At 52.9% G+C, this 24,160-nt stretch carries 20 protein-coding genes; 16 read left to right on the top strand and 4 right to left on the bottom strand.

Going from position 1 to position 24,160, the window contains the following annotated elements:
* Positions 1-165 precede the first annotated feature (165 nt).
* The 4 genes from fadI (at position 166) to WKJ04_RS16725 (ending at position 4,534) form a co-directional block, all read left to right on the top strand.
* Entirely contained in the window at positions 166-1,476 is a 1,311-nt protein-coding gene (gene fadI / locus WKJ04_RS16740) for an acetyl-CoA C-acyltransferase FadI (protein WP_337881460.1), read from the top strand.
* Positions 1,476-3,602 carry a fatty acid oxidation complex subunit alpha FadJ gene (gene fadJ / locus WKJ04_RS16735; protein WP_337881459.1) on the top strand — a complete coding sequence of 709 codons (2,127 nt, stop codon included), beginning with the start codon at positions 1,476-1,478 and terminating at the stop codon, positions 3,600-3,602. Before fadI ends, fadJ begins: the two co-directional genes overlap by 1 nt.
* A 173-nt stretch (positions 3,603-3,775) precedes the next feature.
* Positions 3,776-3,970 (top strand): hypothetical protein, encoded by a 195-nt coding sequence (locus WKJ04_RS16730; RefSeq protein ID WP_337881458.1) that lies wholly within the window; start codon positions 3,776-3,778, stop codon positions 3,968-3,970.
* 213 nt (positions 3,971-4,183) lie between these two features.
* Positions 4,184-4,534 carry a DUF413 domain-containing protein gene (locus WKJ04_RS16725; RefSeq protein ID WP_337843615.1) on the top strand — a complete coding sequence of 117 codons (351 nt, stop codon included), beginning with the start codon at positions 4,184-4,186 and terminating at the stop codon, positions 4,532-4,534.
* Between the two features lie 55 nt (positions 4,535-4,589).
* On the opposite strand, the gene WKJ04_RS16720 is transcribed toward WKJ04_RS16725, so the two are convergent.
* Together WKJ04_RS16720 and WKJ04_RS16715 are read right to left on the bottom strand one after the other, a co-directional pair.
* Positions 4,590-6,812, bottom strand: coding sequence for an EAL domain-containing protein (locus WKJ04_RS16720; RefSeq protein WP_337881457.1), 2,223 nt, complete (start codon positions 6,810-6,812; stop codon positions 4,590-4,592).
* 67 nt (positions 6,813-6,879) lie between these two features.
* The gene (locus WKJ04_RS16715; protein WP_337881456.1) at positions 6,880-9,645 is read right to left on the bottom strand and encodes an insulinase family protein; all 2,766 of its coding nucleotides are present in this window, start codon (positions 9,643-9,645) and stop codon (positions 6,880-6,882) included.
* A 170-nt stretch (positions 9,646-9,815) separates the two neighbouring features.
* Here WKJ04_RS16715 and sixA point away from each other — a divergent pair, with 170 nt between their 5' ends.
* Positions 9,816-10,307: a phosphohistidine phosphatase SixA gene (gene sixA / locus WKJ04_RS16710; RefSeq protein WP_337881455.1), complete on the top strand. Its 492-nt coding sequence runs from the start codon at positions 9,816-9,818 to the stop codon at positions 10,305-10,307.
* A gap of 4 nt (positions 10,308-10,311) precedes the next feature.
* Here the strand turns inward: sixA and smrB are convergent, their stop codons facing one another.
* Positions 10,312-10,839 carry an endonuclease SmrB gene (gene smrB, locus WKJ04_RS16705; protein ID WP_337881454.1) on the bottom strand — a complete coding sequence of 176 codons (528 nt, stop codon included), beginning with the start codon at positions 10,837-10,839 and terminating at the stop codon, positions 10,312-10,314.
* A 35-nt stretch (positions 10,840-10,874) separates the two neighbouring features.
* Between smrB and prmB the strand changes: the two genes are divergently transcribed.
* The 6 genes from prmB to WKJ04_RS16675 all read left to right on the top strand — a co-directional run bounded on the left by prmB (position 10,875) and on the right by WKJ04_RS16675 (position 16,508).
* Positions 10,875-11,819, top strand: a complete 945-nt coding sequence (gene prmB / locus WKJ04_RS16700; RefSeq protein WP_337881453.1) for a 50S ribosomal protein L3 N(5)-glutamine methyltransferase — start codon at positions 10,875-10,877, stop codon at positions 11,817-11,819.
* A 35-nt stretch (positions 11,820-11,854) separates the two neighbouring features.
* Positions 11,855-12,943 (top strand): chorismate synthase, encoded by a 1,089-nt coding sequence (gene aroC, locus WKJ04_RS16695; protein ID WP_337881452.1) that lies wholly within the window; start codon positions 11,855-11,857, stop codon positions 12,941-12,943.
* An 85-nt stretch (positions 12,944-13,028) separates the two neighbouring features.
* Positions 13,029-14,201: an MFS transporter gene (locus WKJ04_RS16690; RefSeq protein WP_337881451.1), complete on the top strand. Its 1,173-nt coding sequence runs from the start codon at positions 13,029-13,031 to the stop codon at positions 14,199-14,201.
* Positions 14,202-14,254: 53 nt separating this feature from the next.
* Complete coding sequence (locus tag WKJ04_RS16685; RefSeq protein WP_337881474.1) at positions 14,255-15,385, top strand: ATP-NAD kinase family protein; 1,131 nt, start codon at positions 14,255-14,257, stop codon at positions 15,383-15,385.
* Positions 15,385-15,660 (top strand): YfcL family protein, encoded by a 276-nt coding sequence (locus WKJ04_RS16680; RefSeq protein WP_337843624.1) that lies wholly within the window; start codon positions 15,385-15,387, stop codon positions 15,658-15,660. Before WKJ04_RS16685 ends, WKJ04_RS16680 begins: the two co-directional genes overlap by 1 nt.
* 230 nt (positions 15,661-15,890) lie before the next feature.
* Positions 15,891-16,508, top strand: a complete 618-nt coding sequence (locus WKJ04_RS16675) for an FKBP-type peptidyl-prolyl cis-trans isomerase (RefSeq protein ID WP_337881450.1) — start codon at positions 15,891-15,893, stop codon at positions 16,506-16,508.
* Between the two features lie 52 nt (positions 16,509-16,560).
* Here WKJ04_RS16675 and dsbB read toward each other — a convergent pair whose 3' ends face one another.
* Positions 16,561-17,094: a disulfide bond formation protein DsbB gene (gene dsbB, locus WKJ04_RS16670; RefSeq protein WP_337881449.1), complete on the bottom strand. Its 534-nt coding sequence runs from the start codon at positions 17,092-17,094 to the stop codon at positions 16,561-16,563.
* A 244-nt stretch (positions 17,095-17,338) separates the two neighbouring features.
* On the opposite strand from dsbB, the gene fadR reads away from it, so the two are divergent.
* The 5 genes from fadR (at position 17,339) to WKJ04_RS16645 (ending at position 23,980) form a co-directional block, all read left to right on the top strand.
* Complete coding sequence (fadR, locus tag WKJ04_RS16665; RefSeq protein WP_337881448.1) at positions 17,339-18,058, top strand: fatty acid metabolism transcriptional regulator FadR; 720 nt, start codon at positions 17,339-17,341, stop codon at positions 18,056-18,058.
* Positions 18,059-18,199: 141 nt separating this feature from the next.
* Positions 18,200-20,437 carry an aminotransferase class V-fold PLP-dependent enzyme gene (locus tag WKJ04_RS16660; protein WP_337881447.1) on the top strand — a complete coding sequence of 746 codons (2,238 nt, stop codon included), beginning with the start codon at positions 18,200-18,202 and terminating at the stop codon, positions 20,435-20,437.
* Between the two features lie 140 nt (positions 20,438-20,577).
* Positions 20,578-21,183: an NAD(P)H-dependent oxidoreductase gene (locus WKJ04_RS16655; protein ID WP_337881446.1), complete on the top strand. Its 606-nt coding sequence runs from the start codon at positions 20,578-20,580 to the stop codon at positions 21,181-21,183.
* 107 nt (positions 21,184-21,290) lie between these two features.
* Entirely contained in the window at positions 21,291-21,443 is a 153-nt protein-coding gene (locus WKJ04_RS16650) for a hypothetical protein (protein ID WP_337881445.1), read from the top strand.
* Positions 21,444-21,526: 83 nt separating this feature from the next.
* Positions 21,527-23,980: a prolyl oligopeptidase family serine peptidase gene (locus tag WKJ04_RS16645; protein WP_337881444.1), complete on the top strand. Its 2,454-nt coding sequence runs from the start codon at positions 21,527-21,529 to the stop codon at positions 23,978-23,980.
* Positions 23,981-24,160 lie beyond the last annotated feature (180 nt).

Here is a 24,160-nt window from a genome sequence, read left to right as displayed (position 1 = left end):
ATGCAGTTAACTGCAAAAGCAGCTAGGCTCTGACCTGAAGTTATCTATAAGGTTCTGCAGGCTTTAAAACAAGTGTTTTAATTTCACCGATCTGTGGTTACAATCGATTCAAATTAGAGGTCTGACCTGTTCAGACACAGCCACATCAGCAACTCGAGGACAGTTATGGCCGCGCCTATTGAACTTAAGACCCGTCAGGGAGACCGCATCGCGATTGTGCGTGGTCTGAGAACCCCTTTTGCCAAACAAGCTACTGAATTCCATGGCGTTTCCGCGTTGGAATTAGGCAAGCTGGTTGTCAACGAACTGCTGATCCGCAGCGAATTGTCGCCCAAGCTAATAGATCAGCTGGTCTATGGTCAAGTCGTGCAAATGCCTGAAGCGCCGAACATTGCCCGTGAAATCGTGCTCGGGACCGGTATGAATATTCATACCGACGCCTTCAGCGTGACCCGTGCCTGTGCCACCAGTTTCCAGTCTGTGGTCAGTGTGGCGGAAGGCATGATGGCCGGTATCCATGACATTGCCATCGCCGGTGGTGCCGATTCCAGTTCAGTGCTGCCGATTGGTGTCAGCAAGAAATTAGCGCGTGCGCTGGTGGATTTAAATAAAGCCAAGACCTTTGGCCAGAAACTTGCGATATTCCGCCGTCTGGGCCTGAAAGACCTGTTGCCGGTGCCACCGGCTGTCGCGGAATACACCACAGGTTTATCGATGGGCGATACGGCTGAGCAAATGGCGAAAACCCATGGCATCAGCCGGGCAGACCAGGACGCATTGGCGCACCGCTCGCACAGTCTGGCAGCGCAGGCCTGGGCGGACGGCAAGTTAAAAGACGAAGTGATGGCGGCGCATATCGAGCCCTACAAAACCTTCCTTGAGATGGATAACAATATCCGCACCGATTCCAGGCTGGAATCGTACGCCAAATTAAAACCGGTATTTGACCGCCAGTTTGGTACGGTCACCGCCGCCACCAGCACACCTTTAACAGACGGTGCCTCTGCGGTACTGATGATGACGGAAAGCCGTGCCAAGGCGCTCGGCTACAAGCCGTTGGGTTATATCCGCAGCTACGCTTTTGCCGCCATCGATGTGTGGGACGATATGCTGATGGGCCCGTCTTATGCCACGCCTGTTGCGCTGGACCGCGCTGGTATGAAGCTGTCTGACTTAACCCTGATTGAAATGCACGAGGCTTTTGCGGCACAGGCACTGGCCAACGTGAAAATGTTCGGCAGCAAAAAGTTTGCCGAAGAGAAACTGGGCCGCTCTGATGCCATTGGTGACATTGATATGGACAAATTCAACGTTATTGGTGGCTCACTGGCTTATGGCCACCCCTTTGCCGCCACCGGCACCCGTTTAATTACCCAAACCTTAAATGAACTGCAACGCCGCGGTGGAGGGACTGCGCTGACCACCGCCTGTGCCGCCGGTGGTTTGGGTGCTGCCATGATTCTGGAGACTGATTAATGACTGCGTCGACTTTTAGCCTGTCCGTCCGTCCGGATGGTGTGGGCGTGATTAGCATGGATGTGCAGGGCGAGAGTATGAATGTGCTCAAAGCCGCCTTTGCTGATGAGATCAAAGAACTGCTGAGTGAAATCAAAAGCAATAAAGACATCAAAGGCCTGGTGATTATCTCTGGCAAGCCAGACTCCTTTATTGCGGGTGCCGACATCAGCATGCTGGATGGCTGCAGCACTGCGCAGCAGGCTGAAGACATTGGCCGTATGGGTCAACAGGTGTTTAACCAGTTGGAAGCTTTGCCTGTGCCTTTGGTTGCTGCCATTCACGGCCCTTGTTTAGGCGGGGGGCTGGAACTGGCAATGGCCTGTCATAAGCGGGTAGCCACCTCAGACAATAAAACGGTGTTGGGCTTGCCTGAAGTGCAGTTGGGCCTGTTGCCTGGTTCTGGGGGGACCCAGCGGTTGCCTCGTCTGGTCGGTATTCAAAAAGCACTGGACATGATTTTAACTGGCAAGCAGTTGCGTGCAGCCCAGGCCAAAAAAGCAGGTTTAGTGGATGCGGTGGTGCCAAAAAGTATTCTGCTCGAAGCGGCGGTGAAACTGGCGCTGGAAGGCAAACCCAAAGCCCGTCAGGTGAAACTGAACCTGGTTGGCAAAGTGCTGGAAAAAACGCCGTTCGGCCGTTCCATTCTGTTTTCGCAGGCGAAAAAGCAAACGCTGGCGAAAACCCATGGCAATTACCCGGCGCCACTGAAAATCCTGGAGGCGATTGAAGCCGGGATCAGCGGTGGCATTAACAAAGGCCTGGATGTCGAAGCCAAAGCTTTTGGTGAGCTCTGTATGACGGCAGAGTCCAAAGCGCTGCGTTCTATTTTCTTCGCGACAACCGCGATGAAAAAAGAAACAGGCGCCGGCGATGTGAAACCACGCAAAGTGCAAAAGGCGGCTATTTTAGGGGGCGGCCTGATGGGCGGTGGTATTGCCAATGTCACGGCCACCAAAGCCGGTATTCCGGTGCGGATTAAAGACATTAACCAGACCGGCATCAGCAATGCACTGAAATACAGTTACAGCCTGCTGGAGAAGAAATTCCGTCGTCGTTTTATCAGCAAAACCGAACTGCAAAAGCAGATGTCGTTGCTGACAGGCACCACAGATTACAGTGGTTTTCATGATGTCGACCTGGTGGTGGAAGCGGTATTTGAAGATCTGAACCTCAAACGTCAGATGGTCAAAGACATTGAGCAGCACTGCAGCGAACACACTGTGTTTGCCAGCAATACCAGTTCGTTGCCTATAGGTCAGATCGCGGCTGAAGCGGCGCGGCCAGAAAATGTGATTGGTCTGCATTACTTCTCACCGGTCGATAAAATGCCGTTGGTGGAAGTGATTGCCCATGACAAAACCTCGCCTGAAACCATTGCCACCACTGTGGCTTTTGCCCGCAAACAAGGCAAAACCCCTATAGTGGTAAAAGACGGGGCCGGTTTTTATGTCAACCGTATTCTGGCGCTTTATATGAACGAAGCGGCCAACATCCTGCTGGAAGGCGAGCCCGTAGAGCAGCTGGATAAGGCGCTGGTGAAATTTGGCTTCCCGGTGGGGCCTATCACCTTACTGGATGAAGTGGGTATTGATGTGGGCGCCAAAATCAGCCCCATTCTGGCCAAGGAGCTGGGGGAGCGTTTTGTCGCACCTGCCGCCTTTGACAAGCTGATGGCCGATGGCCGTAAAGGCCGTAAGAGTGAAAAAGGCTTTTACCTCTATGGGGCCAAAGCGAAAAAAGGCAAAAAGCAGGTCGACCCTTCTGTGTACCTGTTGCTGGGGCTGAACCCGCAGGAACGTTTAAGCCTGGACCAAATCGCACTGCGCTGTACGGTGCAGATGCTGAACGAGGCGGTGCGTTGTCTGGAAGAGGGCATTATTAGCAGCGCCCGTGATGGGGATGTAGGGGCCATTTTTGGTATCGGCTTCCCACCATTCCATGGCGGCCCGTTCCGTTACATTGACCAGATGGGCGCGGCAACTCTGGTGGCGCACCTGCGCAGCTTTGAGCAACAACACGGCAGCCGTTTTGCCCCTTGCCAGTTGTTGCTGGACAAAGCAGAGCGGGCAGAGACCTTTTATTAACAGCCTGGCTCGTCTTTAATACGCATCAAAGCCAGCGAATTGCTGGCTTTGTTTTTCTGCAAAACGGCAGGGAACGGGTGCAAAACAAAACAAACGTATTTGTTGAGTGAAAAATAGCCGCAACGGCCGGGCTATCTTGGTATACTGCGCGCGGTTTTTTACCGGAGGTGTCTGTGTTGGTATTCTTGCTGGCTAGTTTGACGAGTGCTGTGGCCTGTTATATTGCGGCTTTGCGTACTGGCATGGCGGCCCGGCGCTGGGCTCTGGCGGCCTTGTGTTTTGGTCCTTTGGTTCTGCCTTTTTTTCACAGCCATAAACGCCTGACGTTGAAACGTGCCTATGCCAGCAAGGTGCGGTTTAAGTGTTAATCCAACAATTTTTACCGCAGGTTGCCAGCTAAAACTTACTAAAACTCAGTCAGTTGCGGTTAATTTTTGCACGTCTTTTCCCTCCTTGTTCCTGCCTCTCTGAAATCTTTTGACAAAGCCAAATTTTTGTTTGACGAGTCTGATTTTGTTTACCATACTGCGCACAGTTTCATTGGGACAGCTGTAAATTAACGACATTAGAGGTAAAAAGTGATGCAGCAAAGTTTTGTCGCTACCCGTCGCTTTTTCGATGACCGTAATTTCCCAAAGGGATTTACCAGGTCCGGGCGCTTTACTCTGGCAGAAGGTAATTTGCTGGAGAAACATGGCATCGCCATGCAAGAGTTAGAACAAGGCAGCCGCCAGCCAGTTAACGACGAAGAGAAACGTTTTCTGGACGTGTGCAAAGGCGAAGCGGAAGCAGCCAGTCAGTATGAAAAAGTCTGGGTCAAATACAAGCAGCGTGTTGGAGAAAAACGTAAATTCCATACGGTATTTGGCAAAAAGCGTATTGCCGATGGCAGTGACGATTTCTCTTTCGCTGACAGCAGCGATGCCGATTAAAAAAGCCCGTTAGGGCTTTTTTAATCGCTGTTGTTTGCGTTAACGCCGATGCTGCTTATGCGTGTACGGCGGCCAGTTTAGGTTTCTGTTGTTTTTGTTGCTTCAGGAAGGCCGCAAACTCAGCGGCAGATAAAGGCTTGCTGTAGTAAAACCCCTGTAGAATTTCACAACGTAACTGTTTCAGTTGCTGCAATTGCTCGGCTGTTTCCACCCCTTCAGCCACTACGGTCAGATTCAGGTTGTGTGCAATAGTGACTATGGTATCCACCATATTGCGGCCGCGGGCTGAGGTCATGTCATCGACAAAAGCTTTGTCGATTTTCAGCGTATTGAGCGGAAATTGCTTCAGGTAGGCCAGAGACGAATAACCAGTGCCAAAATCATCCATCGCCAGATGAATACCGCGGGCACGCAGCTTCTTCATGGTATCTATGGCCAGCTTCGGTGACTGCATTACCGTGCCTTCGGTAATTTCCAGCTCCAGGTGGTAGGAGGGCAGTTCAGAGCGCTGCAGAATATCGTCTATCTGCTCACATAAAAATGGCAGCATAAACTGCTTGGCTGACAGGTTGACGGCGACCCGGCCATGAAACAGGCCCTGATCAATCCAGCGTTTCACATCTTCACAGGTTTTCTGCAACACCACTTCGCCAATCTCGACAATCTGGCCTGTTTCTTCTGCCACAGGGATAAAAGAAGCCGGGCTTATTACACCTTTTTTTGGCGTAATAAAACGCACCAACGCTTCCATCCCCACCAGTTGCCCGGTAACTATGTCCATCTTCGGCTGATAAAACACTGAGAAGTAATCTTCTTTCAAACCATGGCGGATCAGGTTCTCCACCTGGAGGCGTTTCACCGCCAGTTTGTTCATCGAATCATTAAAAAACAGGTAACGGTTGGCGCCTTCATTTTTGGCGTGGTACATCGCGGTATCGGCGTTTCGCAGCAGTGCCTGTGGGTCCAGGCCGTCTTCCGGGTACATCACAATGCCAATACTGCTGGTAATCGCCAGTTCGTGTTGTTCGATAAAAAACGGCTGGTTAATTTGCTTTAACAGCTCTTTCGCCAGACTGGTAATGCTGTGAATATCATTGGTGTTTTCCAGTACCACGGCGAATTCATCGCCGCCTAAGCGGTACAGCTTGGCTTTGAAGCGGATAAAGTGGCTTAAACGCTCCGCCAGACGGCAGAGCAGGGTGTCGCCCAGCTCATGGCCCAGCGAGTCGTTGATTTTTTTAAAGTTATCCAAATCAAACACCAGCAGTGCATGTGGGACTTGTTCTTTGACCAGTTGCGTCAGGTGATTGGAAAAACGGGAGCGGTTGGGCAAGCCTGTTAAGGTGTCGGTATCGGCCAGACGGTTCAATTCGGCTTCACGGCGTTTACGCTCGCTGATGTCCGACATCACGGCGACAAACTGCTGCACCATGCCTTCGTCGTCCCGAATCACATCAAAGCTGAGTTCGGCCTGGAAAATTTCGCCATTCTGACGTTTTTCTTCAATTTCCCCTGACCAGTACCCCTGTTCAAACAGGGTCTGGCGAATTTCATGTAAAAACCGGGCCGGGTAAAGCGGTAACTCGAACAGATGGTGTAGCACCTGCTCGCGGTTTTTACCTGTAATGTTCTGGTACGCCGGGTTCACTTCCACCACGACAAAATTGGTGTCACAGACCAGCACAGCGTCAGAGATATTTTCCAGACAGCGTGCGAATAAACCCAGCCGCTCTTCGGTTTCTTTCAACTGCTGAATATTTTTCAGCGTGCCTGTCATCCGGACTGCTTTGCCTTCTTCGTTCAGATGCACCACTTTGCCGCGGTCCAGCACCCAGAGCCACTGGCCGTCAGCGGCTTTAATCCGGTAGCTGGCTTCAAAAATAGGCGTAATCCCATGAATATGCTGTTCAAGGGCGCGGGTCACCCTGTCTAAATCCTGCGGGTGAATTTCCGATTTGTTCGGAGGGAACTGCTGGGCATTGTCTGGTTTTTCCAGCGGCTGGTGCCAGGAGCTGGAACGGTACAACTGGCCTTGTTCTATGTCCCAGTCCCATAACTCATCGCCGCTGCCCCACAAGGATAAGCGCAAACGTTCTTCACTTTGTTCCAGACGGTGCTGGTAACGCCGCATCCGCACCAGGCTCAGGTGTGCCAGCACCAATGCCATAATGGAAAGTACGGAGACCACAGGGAGTAAATACGGCTGAATAAGCAGCCAGCCAGAGGCCAGCGCCGGAAAAGGGCTTAGCAAAAGCAAAACAAGACTGGGAGACTTCACCTGCAGCACTGCTCGTTCTTATTGTTATCACAATCCAAAGTAACGAAACTCTAACAGACTGTCAAAACTATTCCTTTTGCAACTCTAACTGTCGATGCCAATCGCTGGCATTTTGCACTTTCAGGTGGCTGTGTGCCGGTGCTGGTCCGGTGGCAAGGAAAATTGCATCGTACTCAGGTGCCAGTAACTGATAGAAAAACGCGATGAAATCGCCCAGCGGCAAGTGCTGCAGCGCCGATTCAATCTGCTGCTGTAAATGGAATTGGTGATCGCCTTGGGCAATTGCCAGCCAAAAGCGTTTGGCGCGGGCCGCCAGGCTGGCATCCCGTTCCCGGATTTGGGTTAACAGGCCTTGTTTCATCTGTTCAAAATCTTCCGGGGTCAGTTGTTCCAGCTCAGACAGGAAGTTTTTATAAAAATCCAGAGTGGCCTGATACAAAGTGCTGCATGCCGTTGCCGGGCTTTGAATATAAAATGCAATGCCGGGCAGCAAATTCATCGGTACATAGCCAGTGCCGACCAGATACCCCAATTGCTGCTCGGTGCGCAGCTCATGAAAGTACTCTGGTGCCAGCAAATGATTGGCCAGCATAAACAACGCCATCTGGGTGGCGGTTTTTTGCTGTGCAGGCAAATAGATGATCAACGCCTGATCATTGTGTTCCACCTGCTGCTCCAGCCAGACCGGGCCTATATTGGCGGTGCTGTAACGTTGCCTTGGCAGGAAAGGGCCATTGGACAGGTTCTGTAAAAACTGGCTTAGTACAGACGTCAAAGCCTGGGCCTGAGAACGTGGCCAGTTACCAATCATAAAGGCGTCCAGTGACACCTGGCTCAGCAGCTGCTGGTGGAACTGCTGGAATTCATTGAACTGCACTGCACTGAGTTCAGCAGCCAGTTGTTCAATATCCGGGTTCAGGGGTTGTAATAAGGACGAGAGCTGACTGAATAATTTGGACACAGGTTTGCTTTTACTGTGGTTCTGCCAGTGCCGCACCAACTGACGACGAATTTCTTCAAAGCGGTCTTGAGTAAAACTGCACTGCTGCAGCTGTTGCAGAATATCCTGCATCAAGCGGATCTGATGGCCCGCCAAACCGGCGCAGTGCACACTCAGCCCATTGTTCTGCACATGCAAATGGTAGGTCAGGCCCGCTGTGGTCGCTGCATAGAGGTTTTCGTTAATCAGGTCCTGAAACAGTTCCAGCCAGAGCCGGGTCTGCGCCATGGCGCCAACAGAAGCAATGCTGTGTGGCAAATTCAGCTGCACAAAGACATGGCCTTTAGGGGTATGAAACTCTGTATCGGCTTTAAACCAGAGGCGCAGCGAGGGTTGTTCCAGCAACAGTTCCGGTACACTCTGATGTTGACTGTCAGGCAGCAGCTCCAGCGTTTCTACCAGATAGGGATTGGGTTTGGGCAGCGAGGCGTCCAGAGCCGGCTGGGCATTGGCCAGTTGTTCCAGTTGAGCCTGAGTTAATTTTTCCACCCGGTAAGGGGTATGGTACCAGCGTGCTTGTTTGTCGGTCTGCAGTTCTGGCGCAATCAGCATCACCCGCAAATTGTCCGGCCTGAAATAATCCAGCAGCTGGCGGTATAAGGTTTCTGAGGGCAAGTCCATCCGGTAGTCGCCATACAGGTAATCCTGTACCGGGTAATGCTGCATATTGACCGACAGATCACAGGCGGTTTGTTGGGCTGTGTTCGGCTCCTGATACAAAAAGCTCCATTGCACCAGGCGCTGGCGCTCCAGAAACAGGTTTAATGGGAAAGGCGACTGACGCAGCAGCGCAATCTGACCAAATAACAGCTGCAGTATTGGCGAGCAGGCATTCAGACCCGCCTGGGTCAGCTCAAAAGACACACTGAAGTCTTTGTAATTACTGCCGTCTATGCCTCCGCCAGCGCTAAGCTGGTTGACCAGGCCCCGTTGTTTCAGCATTGACAATAAAGAGCCTGGCCCTTCATCGCCCAATAAATGCGCTAAGAAAGAAATCAGTTTGTACTTATAAAGTGGCTGAATGTCGGGCAGTGCAAAACTGGCCACCAGCCGTTGACTGTGTTTATGCGGTTCGATCGACAGCTGAATACGTTGCTGTTCATCCAGATACAAAGGTTCGGTCAGCGGGGCTTTGGGTGCCACATGGTCTGGAATGGCGGCAAAATGGCGCTCAGCCAGCTGCTGCATCTGCTCCAGCGGCAAGGAGGACACCAGGCACAAGGTCATACGACGCGCGCCATAATGCTGACGAAAAAATTGTTGCACAGCCTGTTGCAGGCTTTGTTCTGCGGTATCGGCCAGCGTGGACAAATTACCGACCGAAAATTTGGCGAAAGGATGTGCCGGGTTGACGGTTTCTTTGTGAACCTGATAAATCCGCCGGCCATCGTCTTTCAGTTTTAATGAAAACTCGGCTTCAATGGCCTGACGTTCTTTGTCAATGTAATCCGCATGGAACAGCGGGGCTTTAAACATATCGGCAAAGCGGTCCAGCGCTTCGTCGTAATAGTCCGGGTCTATATCAAAAAAGAAGCTGCTGTGTTCGGTGCCTGTCCAGGCATTATGGCTGCCGCCGTGGTGGCTGATAAAGTGGGCGTAATCACCGGCCCCCTGGTACTTTTCGGTGCCGAGAAACAACATATGTTCAAGAAAATGCGCCAGCCCCTGACGTTCAAAAGGGTCGTCAAAATGGCCAACATTGACCGTCAGTGCCGCCGCACTTTTCTCCGCATCCTGTTGATGCACCAATAAAACGGCTAAATGATTGCTCAAAGTCAGCGCGAGAAACTGGCGGTTATCGTTGGGACTTTGCAGTAGTGACTGTGCGTTCAAAACAGGCCTCGTGTCCGGAACCGTAAAAACTGAAGGCGACGGTTCATCATAGCTAATAGGAATATCATAACGTCATTTTATGCTTTATTGGCAGTTACCGAGCAAGCTAAGTTTCATTATCATAGCGCACTCTTTTCGCGGCGAGCGCGAAGTTGTAACTGGTAGCAGCAATGGTGAATCTGGTTATTATGCGGCATGGTGAAGCACAGCCGCAGTACAGTAGCGACAGCGAACGACAATTAACCCATGCGGGGATCCGCGAAGTACAACAAATGGCCGGGTGGCTACAGCACCACTATAGTGCTTTTGATTGTATTTACGCCAGCCCTTATCGCCGTACCCAGCAAACCGCGGCCTTGATAGCGGAAGCCGGATTGGCACTGACTCCGGTGCAAACCAATACCGATCTGGTGCCTGAAGGCAATGCTCAACTGGTGCTGGATTTTATTGAATTGCAGCTGAGCGAACAGCCGGACCAGCGTATTCTGCTGGTGTCTCATATGCCACTGGTCAGTTTTTTGGTGGAAGCCTTTACCCGCCAGGGCCAGACGCCGATATTTGACACTGCCGGTGTCGCCTGTCTTGAGTTCAAGCCAGGCCATGGGGTGTTGTTGGAGTATGCCAGCCCGGCCTTGGTGCAGCTGGTGCAGCATTCGGTCTGAGTGGTTACTGCGGCGTCTTCAACAAGACCAATAAGGCACCGTCCCGGCCCCATTCGGTCGGAGCCGTATGAAAAGCCCGTACATTGGGGTGTTGGACCAGCCAGTTCGGCACCCGCCGTGCCAGAATGCCCAGACCTTTGCCATGCACTATGCAGGCGCAGTTCAGGTGCTCCTGCTGGCAATACGCCAACAGACCGGCCAGTTCTTCTTTGGCTTTTTCCTGGGTTAAGCCGTGTAAATCCAGCACCACTGCCGGTTGAAACTCACCGCGTTTCAGCCGTTTCGGCAGGTGAGGGTCTTCACCGGGCTGAAAAAAAGACAATGCGCCACTGTCCGGAAACACCCCTTCATACAGGTCTGAAAAATAAAACAAATGGCTATCCGGACTGCTATTTGCTAAAGTGACAGCCTTCTTCGGCCGCCGCTTTGGCCGCTCCGGCAGATGACAGTCCTGAGGCAGAGGTTTGGCTCCGCTGACCGCGTCACGGAACAGCCGGATATCCTCGTCGGTTATGGGGGGCGTCTTTTTCATCGCGGCAGTCTACCTAAAGCACTGAGTAAAATACAATGACAGAAGCTCTGAATTCAGCCCTGGAACCTGCACTGGTTGATGAAGCCTTAAAACAGTTGCAGACCATTCATGACTGGTTGCGCTGGGGTGTCAGCCAGCTGAACAACGCCGATATCTATTTTGGCCATGGCACCGACAACTCCTGGGACGAAGCCGGAATTTTGCTGGCGTCCTGTCTGCACTTAAACCGCCTTACCGACAATATTCTGCCAACCCGAATCACCGGCACCGAAGCCCGTGCCTATTGTGAACTGCTCGCAGCCCGCATTGAGCAGCGCATTCCGGCCGCTTATCTGACGCATCATGCCTATTTTTGTGGCCTGAGCTTTTATGTTGATGAGCGCGTACTGGTGCCACGTTCACCTATTGGTGAGCTGATCCAGCGCCGTTTTACCCCATGGTTTGCAGAAAAAGCACCGCGGCGCATTCTGGATTTATGCACAGGCTCGGGTTGTATCGCCATTGCCTGCGCCAAGCAGTTTCCGGCTGCTGAAGTGGATGCTGTGGATATCAGCGAAGAGGCGCTTGATGTTGCCATCCACAATATCGAGATGCATGGTCTGGAGCACCAGGTGGTGCCTATTTTGTCGGACGGCTATGAGGCACTCTCTGGCATGACCTACGATTTAATCGTCACCAACCCGCCTTATGTGGATGCCGAAGACATGGCGGATTTGCCTGCGGAATTTCACCATGAGCCGGAGCTTGGGCTGGCATCCGGCGCCGATGGCCTGGAACTGACCCGGCGTATTCTGGCGGGGGCTGCAGCTCAGTTAAATGATGGCGGCTGGCTGATTTGTGAAGTGGGCAACAGTATGGCGGCGCTGGACCAGTTGTATCCGGAGTTGCCTTTAGAGTGGCTGGAGTTTGAACAGGGCGGCCATGGTGTTTTTGCAATCAGCAAAGCGGATCTTGTTGCGCATCAGGCGTTGTTTAATTAGTCAGTCAGAGTTTTTCGGATAAGAGGGTAAAGGGGATGTCAGGTAACTCGATAGGCCAGTTGTTTAAGGTGACGACTTTTGGTGAAAGCCATGGGCCGGCGCTGGGCGGTATTGTCGATGGTATGCCTCCGGGCTTTCAGCTGGACCTGGACGCACTGCAGCACGAGCTGGACAGACGCAAACCTGGCACCTCCCGTTACACCACGGCCCGGCGTGAAGATGATGTGGTAAAAATTTTGTCCGGTCTGTTCGAAGGCTACACCACAGGCACCTCCATTGGTTTGCTGATTGAAAATACTGACCAGCGCTCCCAGGACTATTCGGCGATCAAAGACCTGTTCCGCCCAGGGCACGCCGATTACACCTACTGGCACAAATATGGCCTGCGCGATTACCGCGGCGGTGGCCGTTCATCGGCCCGGGAGACGGCCATTCGGGTGGCCGCAGGCGCCATTGCCAAGCAGTACCTCAAAGCCAGGTTTGGTGTCGAAATTCGCGGTTATCTGGCGCAACTGGGGCCGGTGAAGCTGGACCTGGTCGATTGGGCCGCGGTGGAAACCAATCCATTTTTCTGTGCCGATCCAGCCAAACTGGACGCGCTGGATGACTACATGCGGCAGCTGAAAAAAGACGGCGATTCTGTCGGAGCCCGCGTCAATGTGGTGGCGTCCGGTGTGCCTGTCGGGTGGGGTGAGCCCGTGTTTGACCGGCTGGATGCGGATATTGCCCATGCGATGATGAGTATCAATGCGGTGAAAGCGGTGGAAGTGGGCGATGGTTTTGCGGTGGTAGAGCAACGGGGGTCAACCCATCGCGATGAACTGCGGTTGGATGGCTTTACTGCCAATCACGCCGGTGGCGTATTGGGGGGCATTTCCAGCGGGCAGGATGTGAAAGTCAGCATTGCCCTCAAACCAACCTCCAGCATCAGTATTGCCGGTAAAACCATTACCACCTCAGGCGAAGAAACCGAAATGATCACCAAAGGCCGGCATGACCCCTGTGTGGGGATTCGGGCTGTGCCCATTGCCGAAGCCATGCTGGCCATAGTGCTGATGGACCACTTTTTGCGTCACCGTGCGCAAAATGCCGATGTGCAGGTCAGTACCCCTGCGCTGCGTTAAGCAGACAAATAACCCGGTGCAGCTGTCTGGTTGCCTGATGAGGAGCGCGCTACAATAGCGCGCTTTTCTTTTCTGAATCCTGAACATGCAACTGACCAACAGCTCCAAACTTGGCCTGGCGTATTTTGCCTATTTCGCCGTGCTGGGTATTTTTGTGCCTTACCTGCCGATGTTCCTGGATGGCCGGGGCTTTAATTCCTACCAGATAGGGGTGTTGTTGGCCATTGTGACCGCCGCCCGTATTGTCGGCCCCAGTGCCTGGGCCATGGTGGTGGAGCGTCGTGGCGACCCCGTATCTGTCATGCGGTTGGGGGCCGTGTTGGCTGCGCTGGGCTGGGGAGTCAGCTACTTTGACGTGGGCTACTGGCCTTTGGTGGCCGCCATGGCATTGTACAGCTTATTCTGGACCGCCATTTTGCCGCAGCTGGAAGTCAGTGCCTTTCACTTTCTGCAGAACGACAACAAAGTTTATGGCCGCATCCGCAGCTTTGGCAGCCTGGGCTACATTCTGGTGGTGATGCTGGGTGGCTGGTTATTGCAGCACTTGGGCAGTGAGTTTCTGCCTTGGTCGGCCAGCGTCTTTTTGGCCTTATTGCTCTGGACTTTATGGCTGTTACCATCTTTTTCCATTAAAAGTCAGACTGAAGCCGCCAGCATTCGTTTTCGCAGCTTATTCCGGCATAAAACCTTTTTAACCTTTATGGGCGCCACCTTTCTGATGCAGCTGGGATTTGCGCCCTTTTATGGCTTTTTTATGCTGTATTGCCGCGATTTGGGTTATAGCGGCAGCTTCTCAGGTTTGATGATTGCCATTGCCGTACTGGCAGAAATTGTCGCTTTTTTCTTCGCCGGCAGCATTTTGCAGCGGGTGCATTACCGCAAATTATTGATGTTTTGTTACGGCATCACGGTGCTGCGCTGGCTGATGGTGGCTTTTCTGGCCCAAGACTGGTACTGGCTGGCATTCAGTATGACTTTCCATGCCGCCAGTTTTGCATTGGCCCACAGCGCTGCGATGCAATTTGTGCAGAATTTTTTCCCACCGCAGCAGCGTAGCCGGGGCCAGGCCTTGTATGCCGGCGTGGTGTACGGTGGCGGCGGTGCCATAGGTGCTTATGTTGCCGGTCTGATTTGGGCCGATGGGGCAGGCTCTACGCTGACCTTTTGCGCCAGCGCTGTGGCGGCGGCAGCGGCCTGTTATCTGGCCTGGACCTTGCCCCGCAGGCAGGAGCCTGTGCAGGCTGTGGCTGGGCAATAAGGGCAGACTTGAGTACAATGCGCGCCAGCTGAAAGTAAGTACAGCCCGAGGTGATGGTGGCGAGTCGGTTTCGTTTAGGTCTGATTATTAATCCTGTGGCCGGTGTCGGTGGTGCAGTGGCCCTCAAAGGCAGCGATGGGGTGGTGGCACAAGCTTTGGCGTTAGGGGCAGTGCCTATGGCCGGAGAAAAAACCCGTCAGGCGCTGACGCCTTTGTTGCCTTTTATTGAACAGCTGGAGATTTACACTGTGGCTGGCGCCATGGGCGCAACCCTGGCTGCAGAAATGGGCTTTCAGTACCGCATCTGTTATTGCCCGGCCCAAACCGACACCTCGGCGATGGATACCGAAGCGGCGGCACAGGCGCTGGCCGAAGCCGGGGTCGACCTGCTGCTGTTTGCCGGCGGTGACGGTACTGCCCGCAATATCTGCACTGTGGTGGCGGATAAAACCACTGTGCTGGGGATTCCGGCCGGTTGTAAAATTCACTCCGGGGTGTATGCCATAAGCCCGGCCGCTGCAGGTAAAGTGATAGCCCAGCTGGTGGCTGGGGAGCTGGTGACGCTGACCGAAGCGCCGGTGATGGATATCGATGAAACGGCATTTCGCCAGGGCGTGGTGAAAGCCCGGCGTTATGGCGAAATGCGTATTCCGGCCGAATTGCGTTATGTGCAGAATGTAAAAAGCGGTGGCAAAGAAGTGGAAGCGCTGGTGCTGGATGATCTGGCCGCTTATGTGGTGTCGCAAATGGATGCCAATGTACGTTATGTGATGGGCTCAGGCTCCACTGTGGCTGCGGTGATGGCGGAGCTGGGGCTGGAGAACACTTTGCTCGGCGTCGACGTGGTGGAAAATGGCGAGCTGATTGCCAAAGATGTCACGGCCAGCCAACTGCTTGAGCTGGTGCAGGGCCATGACTGCAAACTGGTGATCACCTTAATTGGCGGGCAGGGTCATGTGTTTGGCCGAGGCAACCAACAATTAAGCCCGGCGGTGATCCGCGCCATAGGCCGCGACAATATTTGGCTGATTGCGACGAAAAGCAAATTAAAAGAACTGGCAGGCCGGCCTTTGCTGGCCGACACCGGCGATGCCGGACTGGACCATGAGCTGCAGGGGCTTATCCCTGTGCTGGTGGGGTATAACGATTATGTGATGTATCGTCTCGGACTGGAGGACGACTAGTGCAGGTTGAGAATTTTATTGGCCGGGTGGCGGATTTTTTTGATGCGCTGGTGCCAAAAGCCAGCGACGACGAATTATTTGCCAGTGGTTATTTACGGGGTCATGTGGATTTGGCCATAGGGCAGCGGCAGGTCGCTGAGCAGGCTTTTGCGCTGAATGAATTAAAAGCGGATATCGATCAGAGCCTGCAGCAGGCCATTGCCAATGGTGAACTGAATGCACAGGACCAACAGCTGGTGCTGGGGCTGTGGGCCCAGGTGCAACAACTTTCGTGATCCGGTGTGACCGGGTTGAACCGTGACCTGTATACCCAAGTTACTTGAAGTTTCGGCGAGTCGACACGCCAGTGAGTTCCCGGGAGCATAGGAGATCGATGTGAGCGGGGCGAGTGGGCGAAGTCAACAAAGCTGCAGCGTTAAGGGCGACGGGTATATCCCCTGACCATACACAGGACAGGGGTCGAGTCACAACCAGGCGTTTTTTGCCTTAAACATAAGCAGGTCGTATGACTAAATTTACTACTCTTGAGCAGCATGCCAGCTATGGTATTGGTCTGCAGATGGGTCAGCAGCTGGCTGACAATCCTTTTGACGGGCTGGATATTCTGGCTGTAGCCGCAGGTCTGGCGGCCGCTTTCCAGGGCGATGAACCCGAAGTGACTGAACAGCAAATCCGTCAGGCTTTTGCTGTGATCACCGAGCGGATGGAAGCTCAACAAGCTGAACAGTCCAAAGCGCTGGCCGCGGCCGGTGAAGCTTTCCTGGCTGAAAACGCCAAGAAACCAGGCATTACGGTCACAGAATCCGGTCTGCAGTACGAAGTGCTGGTGCAAGGCGAAGGTGAAAAACCAACGCGTGCATCCACAGTCCGCACTCATTACCACGGCACCCTGATTGACGGTACTGTGTTTGACAGTTCGTACAACCGTGGTCAGCCAGCCGAATTCCCGGTATCCGGTGTAATAGCCGGCTGGACAGAAGCGTTGCAGCTGATGCCGGTGGGCACCAAATTACGGTTGTATATCCCGCACCAACTGGCCTATGGCGAGCGCGGTGCTGGTGGTAAAATTGGCCCGTTCAGCGCGCTGATTTTCGACGTAGAGCTGCTGGATATCATTGGCTGAGGCCAGATAGACGCACAATAAAAAAGGGCCGAATGGCCCTTTTTTATTGCTGCTAATCGTAGGGGTTGTATTTCACTTTCTTAAACTGACTGAACAGCAGCATCAGGCTTAACAGACTGTAGATAACAAAAATAATCCGGGTCCATTCGGGCATCGATAAGCCAAGAAATGACCAGGCCACTTCGCCACACATACCTGTTGGATTAAAGACGGCGGGCAACCAGCTGTCCAGTGGCAAACCCAGCGGGAATTCAGGGAACAGACTGCAGGTGTATAAACCACCAGATTGCACCAGCAGTTCAACCTGCACATGTTCATGGCTGTTTAACAGGCCCCAACCGACAGAGGTAGCCAGCAAAAGCCAGGCGATGCTGCGTACCAGACCGCTCTTCGGGGACAGCATTCCAATGAGGCCAGCCAGCAACACACCGGTCAAGGCGGCCCTTGCGTACACACACAACATGCAGGGTGCTAAATTCATCTGATACTGAAAATACAGAGCGGCCAGTAACAGCACCAGCGCAGAGAACGCCAACAGGCCCCAAGCCCAGCGTTGTTTTGACCATTTGGCCAGAATCACCAACATTCGGATCCCTTTGTTTGTTCGAACAAATTTTTTTTATGGGCTCAATCTAGAGCAAATCAACGGCAAACACAACCGATGTCTGTGGCGATCCGCCAAATGCCTGTTCGAACGGGTTTTTTGGCGGCTTGTCGCCACGCTTTGCTCTGCCTTAACGCAATTTTAAACACCCGGCTTGTTAACTGCCGCACCTCTGGTACAATCAGTGCCGTTTTCCCATAATAACAATGATTGCGGGCCATATTGCATGACTATGAATCTGATTAAAGCTCAAAGCCCGGCGGGTTTTGCCGAAGAATATATCGTTGAGTCGATCTGGAACGGAAAGTTCGCCCCTGGTTCAATTTTGCCGGCTGAGCGTGAATTGTCTGAATTAATAGGTGTGACCCGTACAACATTACGCGAAGTGTTGCAGCGCCTGGCCCGTGATGGCTGGCTGACCATCCAGCATGGCAAACCAACCAAAGTCAATAATTTTTGGGAAACGTCAGGCCTGAATATTCTGGAAACTCTGGCACGGCTGGATGAAGATCAAATGCCTGATCTGGTGAACGAATTATTGTCGGCCCGCACCAATATCAGCGCTATTTACATCCGCGGTGCGGTGAAAACGCATAAAGAGCAGGTTATTGCGGCTTTATCTGCGGCAGAACAGCTGGAAGACAGCGCGGAAGCTTTTGCCGAGTTTGATTACAACCTGAACCATGAACTGGCGCTGCATTCATCCAACCGTATTTATGTGTTGATCCTCAACGGCTTCCGTGGTCTTTATAACAAAATTGCGCGTTTTTACTTTTCCAATCCTGAAGCCCGTGAGCTGGCGCGCCAGTATTACAAACAGTTAAAACTGTACGCTGAAGCTGGGAAACACGACGAAGTAGTGTTTGCCGTGCGTAAATACGGCAAAGAAAGCGGTATTATCTGGTCCGGCTTGCGCTCACAAATTCCAAAAGATTTAGTGGAATAACATTTCTTTTTAAAAAAACCGCCGTACTGGCGGTTTTTTTTTACCTGAACCATGCTGTTTTTTCGCTTGTCCTTGCTTTTGGCTCTGGTTTATCATTCCTATTATATCAATATAACCATTAGTTATATAAAGGTGCTCAGTATGACCGCTTTGCCCAATCCGGAAATTTATCTGGATCACAATGCCACCACTCCCGTCTTAGCCTGTGCAGCAGCGGCCGCTCAGTATGCGATGCAACAGAGTTTTGGCAATCCAAGCTCCAGTCATGCCACAGGTATTAAAGCCAAAGCTCAATTAGAGCAAACCAGGCAATTGGCACGGGAACTGACGGGGGCCGGGCAGGGCGATATTATTTTTACCTCTGGCGCCACCGAAGGCATTCAGGTGGCCGTGTTATCTGCGCTGACGGCGGCCCGTGATTCGACTGCCGGGCAGCCCCAGTTGTTGCTGTATGGCGCGACTGAACACAAAGCCGTACCACAAAGTCTGGAGCATTGGAATCAGGTGCTGGGGCTGAATGCCAAAATCAAAGCTATTCCCGTGAACAAAGATGGGGTGCTGGACCTGGACTTTATCCGCGAACAGCTGCCGCGATGTGCGTTGATTTGCACCATGGCGGTGAACAACGAAACCGGTGTGATGCAGGATTTGGCTGCATTATCCGCCTTGATTAAAGGGGGGAGTCATCCACCGCTGTGGCTGGTCGACTGTGTGCAGGCGCTGGGGAAAACCGCCTTGCAGCTGGAGCAACTGGGGGTGGATTACGCACCTTTTAGCGGTCACAAGCTGTATGCGCCCAAAGGCATCGGCTTTTTGTACAAGCGCTCTGGCGCGCCTTACCTGCCTCTGATGGCCGGTGGCGGTCAGGAAGCCGGCTTGCGCTCCGGCACCGAAAACTTACCAGGTATTGCAGCGCTCAATGCGGTGTTCCGTCAGTTGCTGAATAAAGAGCAGTCCGATTTTGTCAGCAGCGACCTTTTGTGGCAGTACCGCGCCCACCTGCTGGCAGCGTTGAAAACAGTGTTTCCGCACCTGGTGCTTAACAGTGATGCGCCTTATGTGGTGCCCACTACGCTGAATTTCTCTGTACCGGGTTTTGCCAGTAAAGACATTCTGGATTTGTTTGATGCGGCGGCTATCCGTGTCAGCGCAGGTTCTGCCTGCAGCTCGAAAATCCCCAGCAGCTTTGTGCTGAATGCGATGGGCCTGGAATTATGGCGCTCGCAGGGGGCTGTGCGGTTGTCTTTTGGCCCGGCCATGACAGAGCAGGAATGCCTGACAGCTTGCGAGCGTATCACTTCGCTCAAGTCGGTGGTGGACAGCTGTTGCCTGGTGGTCAGTGACGCACAAAGTACCGATTTGCAGCCGGTTGATGGCTTGATCCAGTTAAAACATGAAGATTTATGCAGTTACCTGCTGGTGGACGCCAACGCGAAACGCCTGGTCGTGATAGACCCGGTACAAAGCCTGGCCAGCCGAATTGCCCAGTTGGTGCAGGGCCATCAGCTGCAGGTCTGTGCTATTCTGGACACCCATCTGCACAAGGATCACCCCTCGGCCCGGCCTGAACTGGCCGCGCTGCTGGCCAGCTATTGCGGCGCTGAGCAGGTGGATGTTCTGGGCTGGCCGCAGGGGGAAACCAGATTGCAAATGGGGCGTTACCAGTTGCGCCGCCTGCCAACCCCGGGTCATAGCCCGGAGGCAGTGACTGTACTGGTGGATGAAGAGGGCGTGCAGAAGTTTGCGTTTACCGGCGATTTAATTCTGCCCGGCGGCACAGGTCGGCTGGATTTACCCGGCGGCAATGCGGCCGACTTTGTAAAGAGCCTGCAATTGTTGCAACAGCAGTTGCAACCACAGACCCTGCTGTTATCCAGCCACGATTACGCCCAACGCTTTTTTACCCGCTGGGATCTGATCCTGCAGGAGCAACCTGTACTGCAAAACCTGTTGCAGCAACCGGATTGTTGTGACAGCTGGACGGAGCAACTGTCTGCGCAGCACCAGTGGCTGAAGCAACAACAAAAGCATTTTTGTGGTGTGGTGGAAGTCAGTGCGTCCGATGCCAAGGCGCTGATCAGTCCCCATGAGTTGCAGTCTTTGCTCCTGCAACAAAGGGATTTGCAAATCTGGGATGTGCGGGAAACCTATGAGCAGGTTGCCGGTGCGCTGGAGCACTATATTCCGGATCATCAGATTGAACATGTGCCACTGTCATGCCTGGTACAGCGGCTGAGCGAGGGCCAGCTGAACAACCAACAAAGCATCTTATTGGTCTGCCGCTCTGGCAACCGCAGCCTGCTGGCTGCCAGAGTGTTAGCCAGGGCGGGTTATCAGCAGGTGTATAACCTGAAAGGCGGCGTGGCACTGCTGACCTGAGCCGCAACTGTTCACTGACAACAGCCAGGCATGTGACTGGCTACTTTCGAAAAAATAGAACTAATTTAGCGTTTTATTCTGATTTTTTATCTAAAAAATTCGAGTTAATCTGTGCCTATCAACTCAGAGGAGCGTAAAACATGGCACACATTCTGGTAATCAACAGTTCAATCAGTGGCGATAAAGGCCAATCCAATCAATTGTCTCAGCAGTTTTTGCAGCAATTACCTGCAGGCTTCAGCGTGGATACGCTGGATGTTGCCCAAGACAGCTATCCACACCTGGCTATGGCTGAAATCGGTGCCTGGATGACGCCGGAGTCCGACCGGACCCCAGAGCAAAAAGCGCTGGCTGCTTTGTCTGACAATGCCATTGCACAAGTGAAAAAGGCAGATGCCATTGTGATTGGTGTACCGATGTACAACTTTGGCATTCCCAGCCAGTTAAAGGCTTATTTTGACCGTCTGGCCCGCGCTGGCATCACCTTTAAATACACTGAGACAGGCCCTGTGGGGCTGTTGGATGACAAACCAGTGATCGTACTGGCAACCCGCGGTGGTTTGTACCAGGGCACAGCGGCCGACTCACAGACGCCTTTTGTGCAAAGTTTCCTGAACTTTATCGGTCTGAAGGACATTCATTTTGTCTATGCCGAAGGCCTGAATATGGGCGCCGAAAGTGCAGAAAAAGCGCTGACCGCCGCCAAAGCCCGCCTGGCTGAACTGGCACCAGCCGTTGCCGCTTAAACGGCGGCTTGTGCTGTAAACCTTGTTCCTGTCTGCATTGATGCAGCCATTCCCTTAAGCCACCTCGCGGTGGCTTTTTTTATGTACAGGACGTACGGTATGCCGAAATGGCAGGAGCAATTTTCGGCGATGTACAGGACGTACGGTATGCCGAAATGGCAGGAGCAATTTTCGGCGATGTACAGGACGTACGGTATGCCGGTGCCGTCAGCGGCGGAGGTTCCAGTCCTGTCCGCTTGTCGCCCATTAGCTCCTGTTAATCCCAAGGCCGCTTTGCAACTCTTGGCCCCCCGGCTTTTTCTTTGTATAACAGAGGCTGGATACCACAGATAAGAACAACAGCATGAAAACAAAACCTTGGTTATTGGCAGCTTTACTGGCTGCTGCTTTACAAAGCCCGGTTCAGGCCAAAGAACCACAAACCTACCAGCTGGCGCCTGTATCCGTGGCGCAGCCCTCTCAGTCAGGCCCGGCTAACCTGACCATCGAACAGGCGATGGCGCATCCGGACTGGCTGCAACGCGCGGTGGAAAATGTATTTTTCAGTGCCGATGGCAGCACCTTGTATTACCAGCAAAAACGCGAAGGTTCAGAAATCCGCGATTGGTACTCCCAGCAGGCCGCCGCAGGGTCAGTGGCACAACTGGTGCCTATGGCCAACTGGCATCAACTGGGCTCGGCGAGCCTGATCACCAGTCCGGACGGACAAAGCAAAGCCTGGACCTTTGAAGGCAATGTGTTTGTACTGAAACAAGGTCAGCTCAGCCAGGTCACCCGCAGTTCAACTGCGGCTGAAGATTTGATGTTTCTGGCTGACAACCGGCTGGCATTCCGTCAGGGCTGGACTTATCAGGTGCTGGATTTAACCAGCGGTGCTTTGACTGAACTGGTCAGCCTGAAAAATGCCGATGCGCCGAAAGCGCCACAAGTCGGCAAGGATTACAAAGCGCAGGAACAGCACAAGCTGATCCAGTTTATTGCGCTTGAGCATCAGAATGCCAAAGACAAGTTCGAGCAGCAGCAGTTGCTGGCCAAGCAAAACCCAACGCTGGCGCCCAAAGCCGTTTACCTGAAAAAAGACAAACGTATTGCCAGCGCTGTGTTGTCGCCCAAAGCCGACAAAATGCTGGTAGCACTGGCCGATAAAACGTCGTGGCGTGATGATCAGGACATTATGCCAAACTACATCACTGCCTCTGGCAATATTGCCGCTGAGCAGGTGCGCCGCCGTGTGGCCGACCAAAAGCCGCAATCCCAGCAGTTGATGCTGGTGGAGCTGGCCACAGGTGAAGTGACCGAGCTGAAATACGACAGCCTGCCGGGTTTTGATGAGGATGTGCTTGCCAGCGTCAAAGCGGAAAACGCCAAAGCCGAAGGTAAAAGCTACGAGTCGAAAAAAGCGCCACGGGCTATTTCGCTGCTGAACGACTGGAGCTGGGCCAACGGGGCCATTCAATGGCACCCGAATGGTGAGCAGGTGGCTGTGATGCTCAAAGCCTGGGATAACAAAGACCGCTGGCTGGCGACTGTGGATTTTGCCAAAAAACGTTTAGTCAGCCAGCACCGTTTGCATGACGATGCCTGGGTTAACTACAGCTTCAATGACTTTGGCTGGCTGCACAATGAAACCAGCCTGTACTACCTGTCGGAAGAATCCGGTTATGCCCATTTGTATGTCAAAGCACTGAACGGCAAAGCGAAAAAGCTGACAGCTGGGACCTTTGAAGTGAGCAGCCCTGTGCTGAGCAAAAATGACGAATTTGTTTATTTCAAAGGCAATGTCAGCCACCCGGGCATTTATGAAGTGTACCGGGTTGGGCTGAAATCCGGTCAACTGGAACAGATGACGGCGCTCAAAGGTTCGGCTGATTTTCAGTTATCGCCGGATGAAAGCAAGCTGCTGCTGACCTGGTCCAACTCGGTGACCCCACCTGAGCTCTACCTGATGGATAACAAACCCAAAGCTGCGGCCAGCCGGTTAACCAATACCACCACAGCGGCTTTTAAAGCGATGAACTGGGCTGCGCCGCAAGTGGTCGCCGTGCCGTCCAGTCATGGCAAACAACCGGTCTTTGCCAAGCTGTACCTGCCCAACAATTACCAGCAGGGTGAAAAACGCCGCGCCGTGATCTTCAACCATGGTGCCGGTTACCTGCAAAACAGCGATTTAGGCTGGTCTGGTTATTTCCGTGAATACTTCTTCCACAACCTGTTGCTGCAAAAAGGGTATGTGGTGCTGGATATGGATTACCGGGCATCAAAAGGCTATGGCCGTGACTGGCGTACCGCCATTTACCGTCAGATGGGGACCCCTGAAATTCAGGATCTGATGGACGGCGTGGAGTACCTGGTGAAACATGCCAATGTGGATCGTGCCCGTATCGGAACTTATGGTGGCTCCTATGGCGGTTTTATGACCTTTATGGCGCTGTTTACCCAACCGGATCTGTTTAAAGCGGGGGCGGCACTGCGTCCTGTCAGTGACTGGGCCTATTACAACCACCCTTACACCTCCAATATCCTCAATACACCGGACGTGGATCCTATCGCCTACCGTCGCAGCTCCCCGATTTACTTCACCGAAGGGTTAAAATCGAAGTTGCTGATCAATGCGCCTATGGTGGATGACAACGTGTTTTTCCAGGACGTCGTGCGGGTGGTGCAACGCCTGATTGAGCATGAAAATGCCAACTTTGAAACGGCGATTTACCCGGTGGAGCCTCATGGTTTCCGTCAGCCGTCGAGCTGGCTGGATGAATACAAACGTATTCTGAAGTTGTTTGAAGAAACCTTATAAACCCAAAGGGCCGTCAGTAATGCCAGTCAGATAAGCAGTTTTTATGCAAAAACTGCTTATCTATTCACTAGTGGGTTCAGATGCAGCGGAAAAGGCAAAGCCCACGCAGACCCGCCGTGAATATATATATGGACACCTCATTTTTGCCAAGTGTTTTATCTGTTCATTTATCTTCCTTCG

It is taken from the genome of Rheinheimera sp. (assembly GCF_037442345.1).
Classification (GTDB): domain Bacteria; phylum Pseudomonadota; class Gammaproteobacteria; order Enterobacterales; family Alteromonadaceae; genus Pararheinheimera.
The sequence above is the reverse complement of the archived record's forward strand: the minus strand, read 5'-3'. Positions and strand labels throughout refer to the sequence as shown.

Excerpts from the sequence above, each read along its gene's own strand:
- fadI (WP_337881460.1), top strand. The coding sequence starts at position 166 with ATGGCCGCGCCTATTGAACTTAAGACCCGTCAGGGAGACCGCATCGCG.
- fadJ (WP_337881459.1), top strand. The coding sequence starts at position 1,476 with ATGACTGCGTCGACTTTTAGCCTGTCCGTCCGTCCGGATGGTGTGGGC.
- WKJ04_RS16725 (WP_337843615.1), top strand. The coding sequence starts at position 4,184 with ATGCAGCAAAGTTTTGTCGCTACCCGTCGCTTTTTCGATGACCGTAAT.
- sixA (WP_337881455.1), top strand. The coding sequence starts at position 9,816 with ATGGTGAATCTGGTTATTATGCGGCATGGTGAAGCACAGCCGCAGTAC.
- smrB (WP_337881454.1), bottom strand. The coding sequence starts at position 10,839 with ATGAAAAAGACGCCCCCCATAACCGACGAGGATATCCGGCTGTTCCGT.
- prmB (WP_337881453.1), top strand. The coding sequence starts at position 10,875 with ATGACAGAAGCTCTGAATTCAGCCCTGGAACCTGCACTGGTTGATGAA.
- aroC (WP_337881452.1), top strand. The coding sequence starts at position 11,855 with ATGTCAGGTAACTCGATAGGCCAGTTGTTTAAGGTGACGACTTTTGGT.
- WKJ04_RS16690 (WP_337881451.1), top strand. The coding sequence starts at position 13,029 with ATGCAACTGACCAACAGCTCCAAACTTGGCCTGGCGTATTTTGCCTAT.
- WKJ04_RS16685 (WP_337881474.1), top strand. The coding sequence starts at position 14,255 with ATGGTGGCGAGTCGGTTTCGTTTAGGTCTGATTATTAATCCTGTGGCC.
- WKJ04_RS16675 (WP_337881450.1), top strand. The coding sequence starts at position 15,891 with ATGACTAAATTTACTACTCTTGAGCAGCATGCCAGCTATGGTATTGGT.
- dsbB (WP_337881449.1), bottom strand. The coding sequence starts at position 17,094 with ATGTTGGTGATTCTGGCCAAATGGTCAAAACAACGCTGGGCTTGGGGC.
- fadR (WP_337881448.1), top strand. The coding sequence starts at position 17,339 with ATGACTATGAATCTGATTAAAGCTCAAAGCCCGGCGGGTTTTGCCGAA.
- WKJ04_RS16660 (WP_337881447.1), top strand. The coding sequence starts at position 18,200 with ATGACCGCTTTGCCCAATCCGGAAATTTATCTGGATCACAATGCCACC.
- WKJ04_RS16655 (WP_337881446.1), top strand. The coding sequence starts at position 20,578 with ATGGCACACATTCTGGTAATCAACAGTTCAATCAGTGGCGATAAAGGC.
- WKJ04_RS16650 (WP_337881445.1), top strand. The coding sequence starts at position 21,291 with ATGGCAGGAGCAATTTTCGGCGATGTACAGGACGTACGGTATGCCGAA.
- WKJ04_RS16645 (WP_337881444.1), top strand. The coding sequence starts at position 21,527 with ATGAAAACAAAACCTTGGTTATTGGCAGCTTTACTGGCTGCTGCTTTA.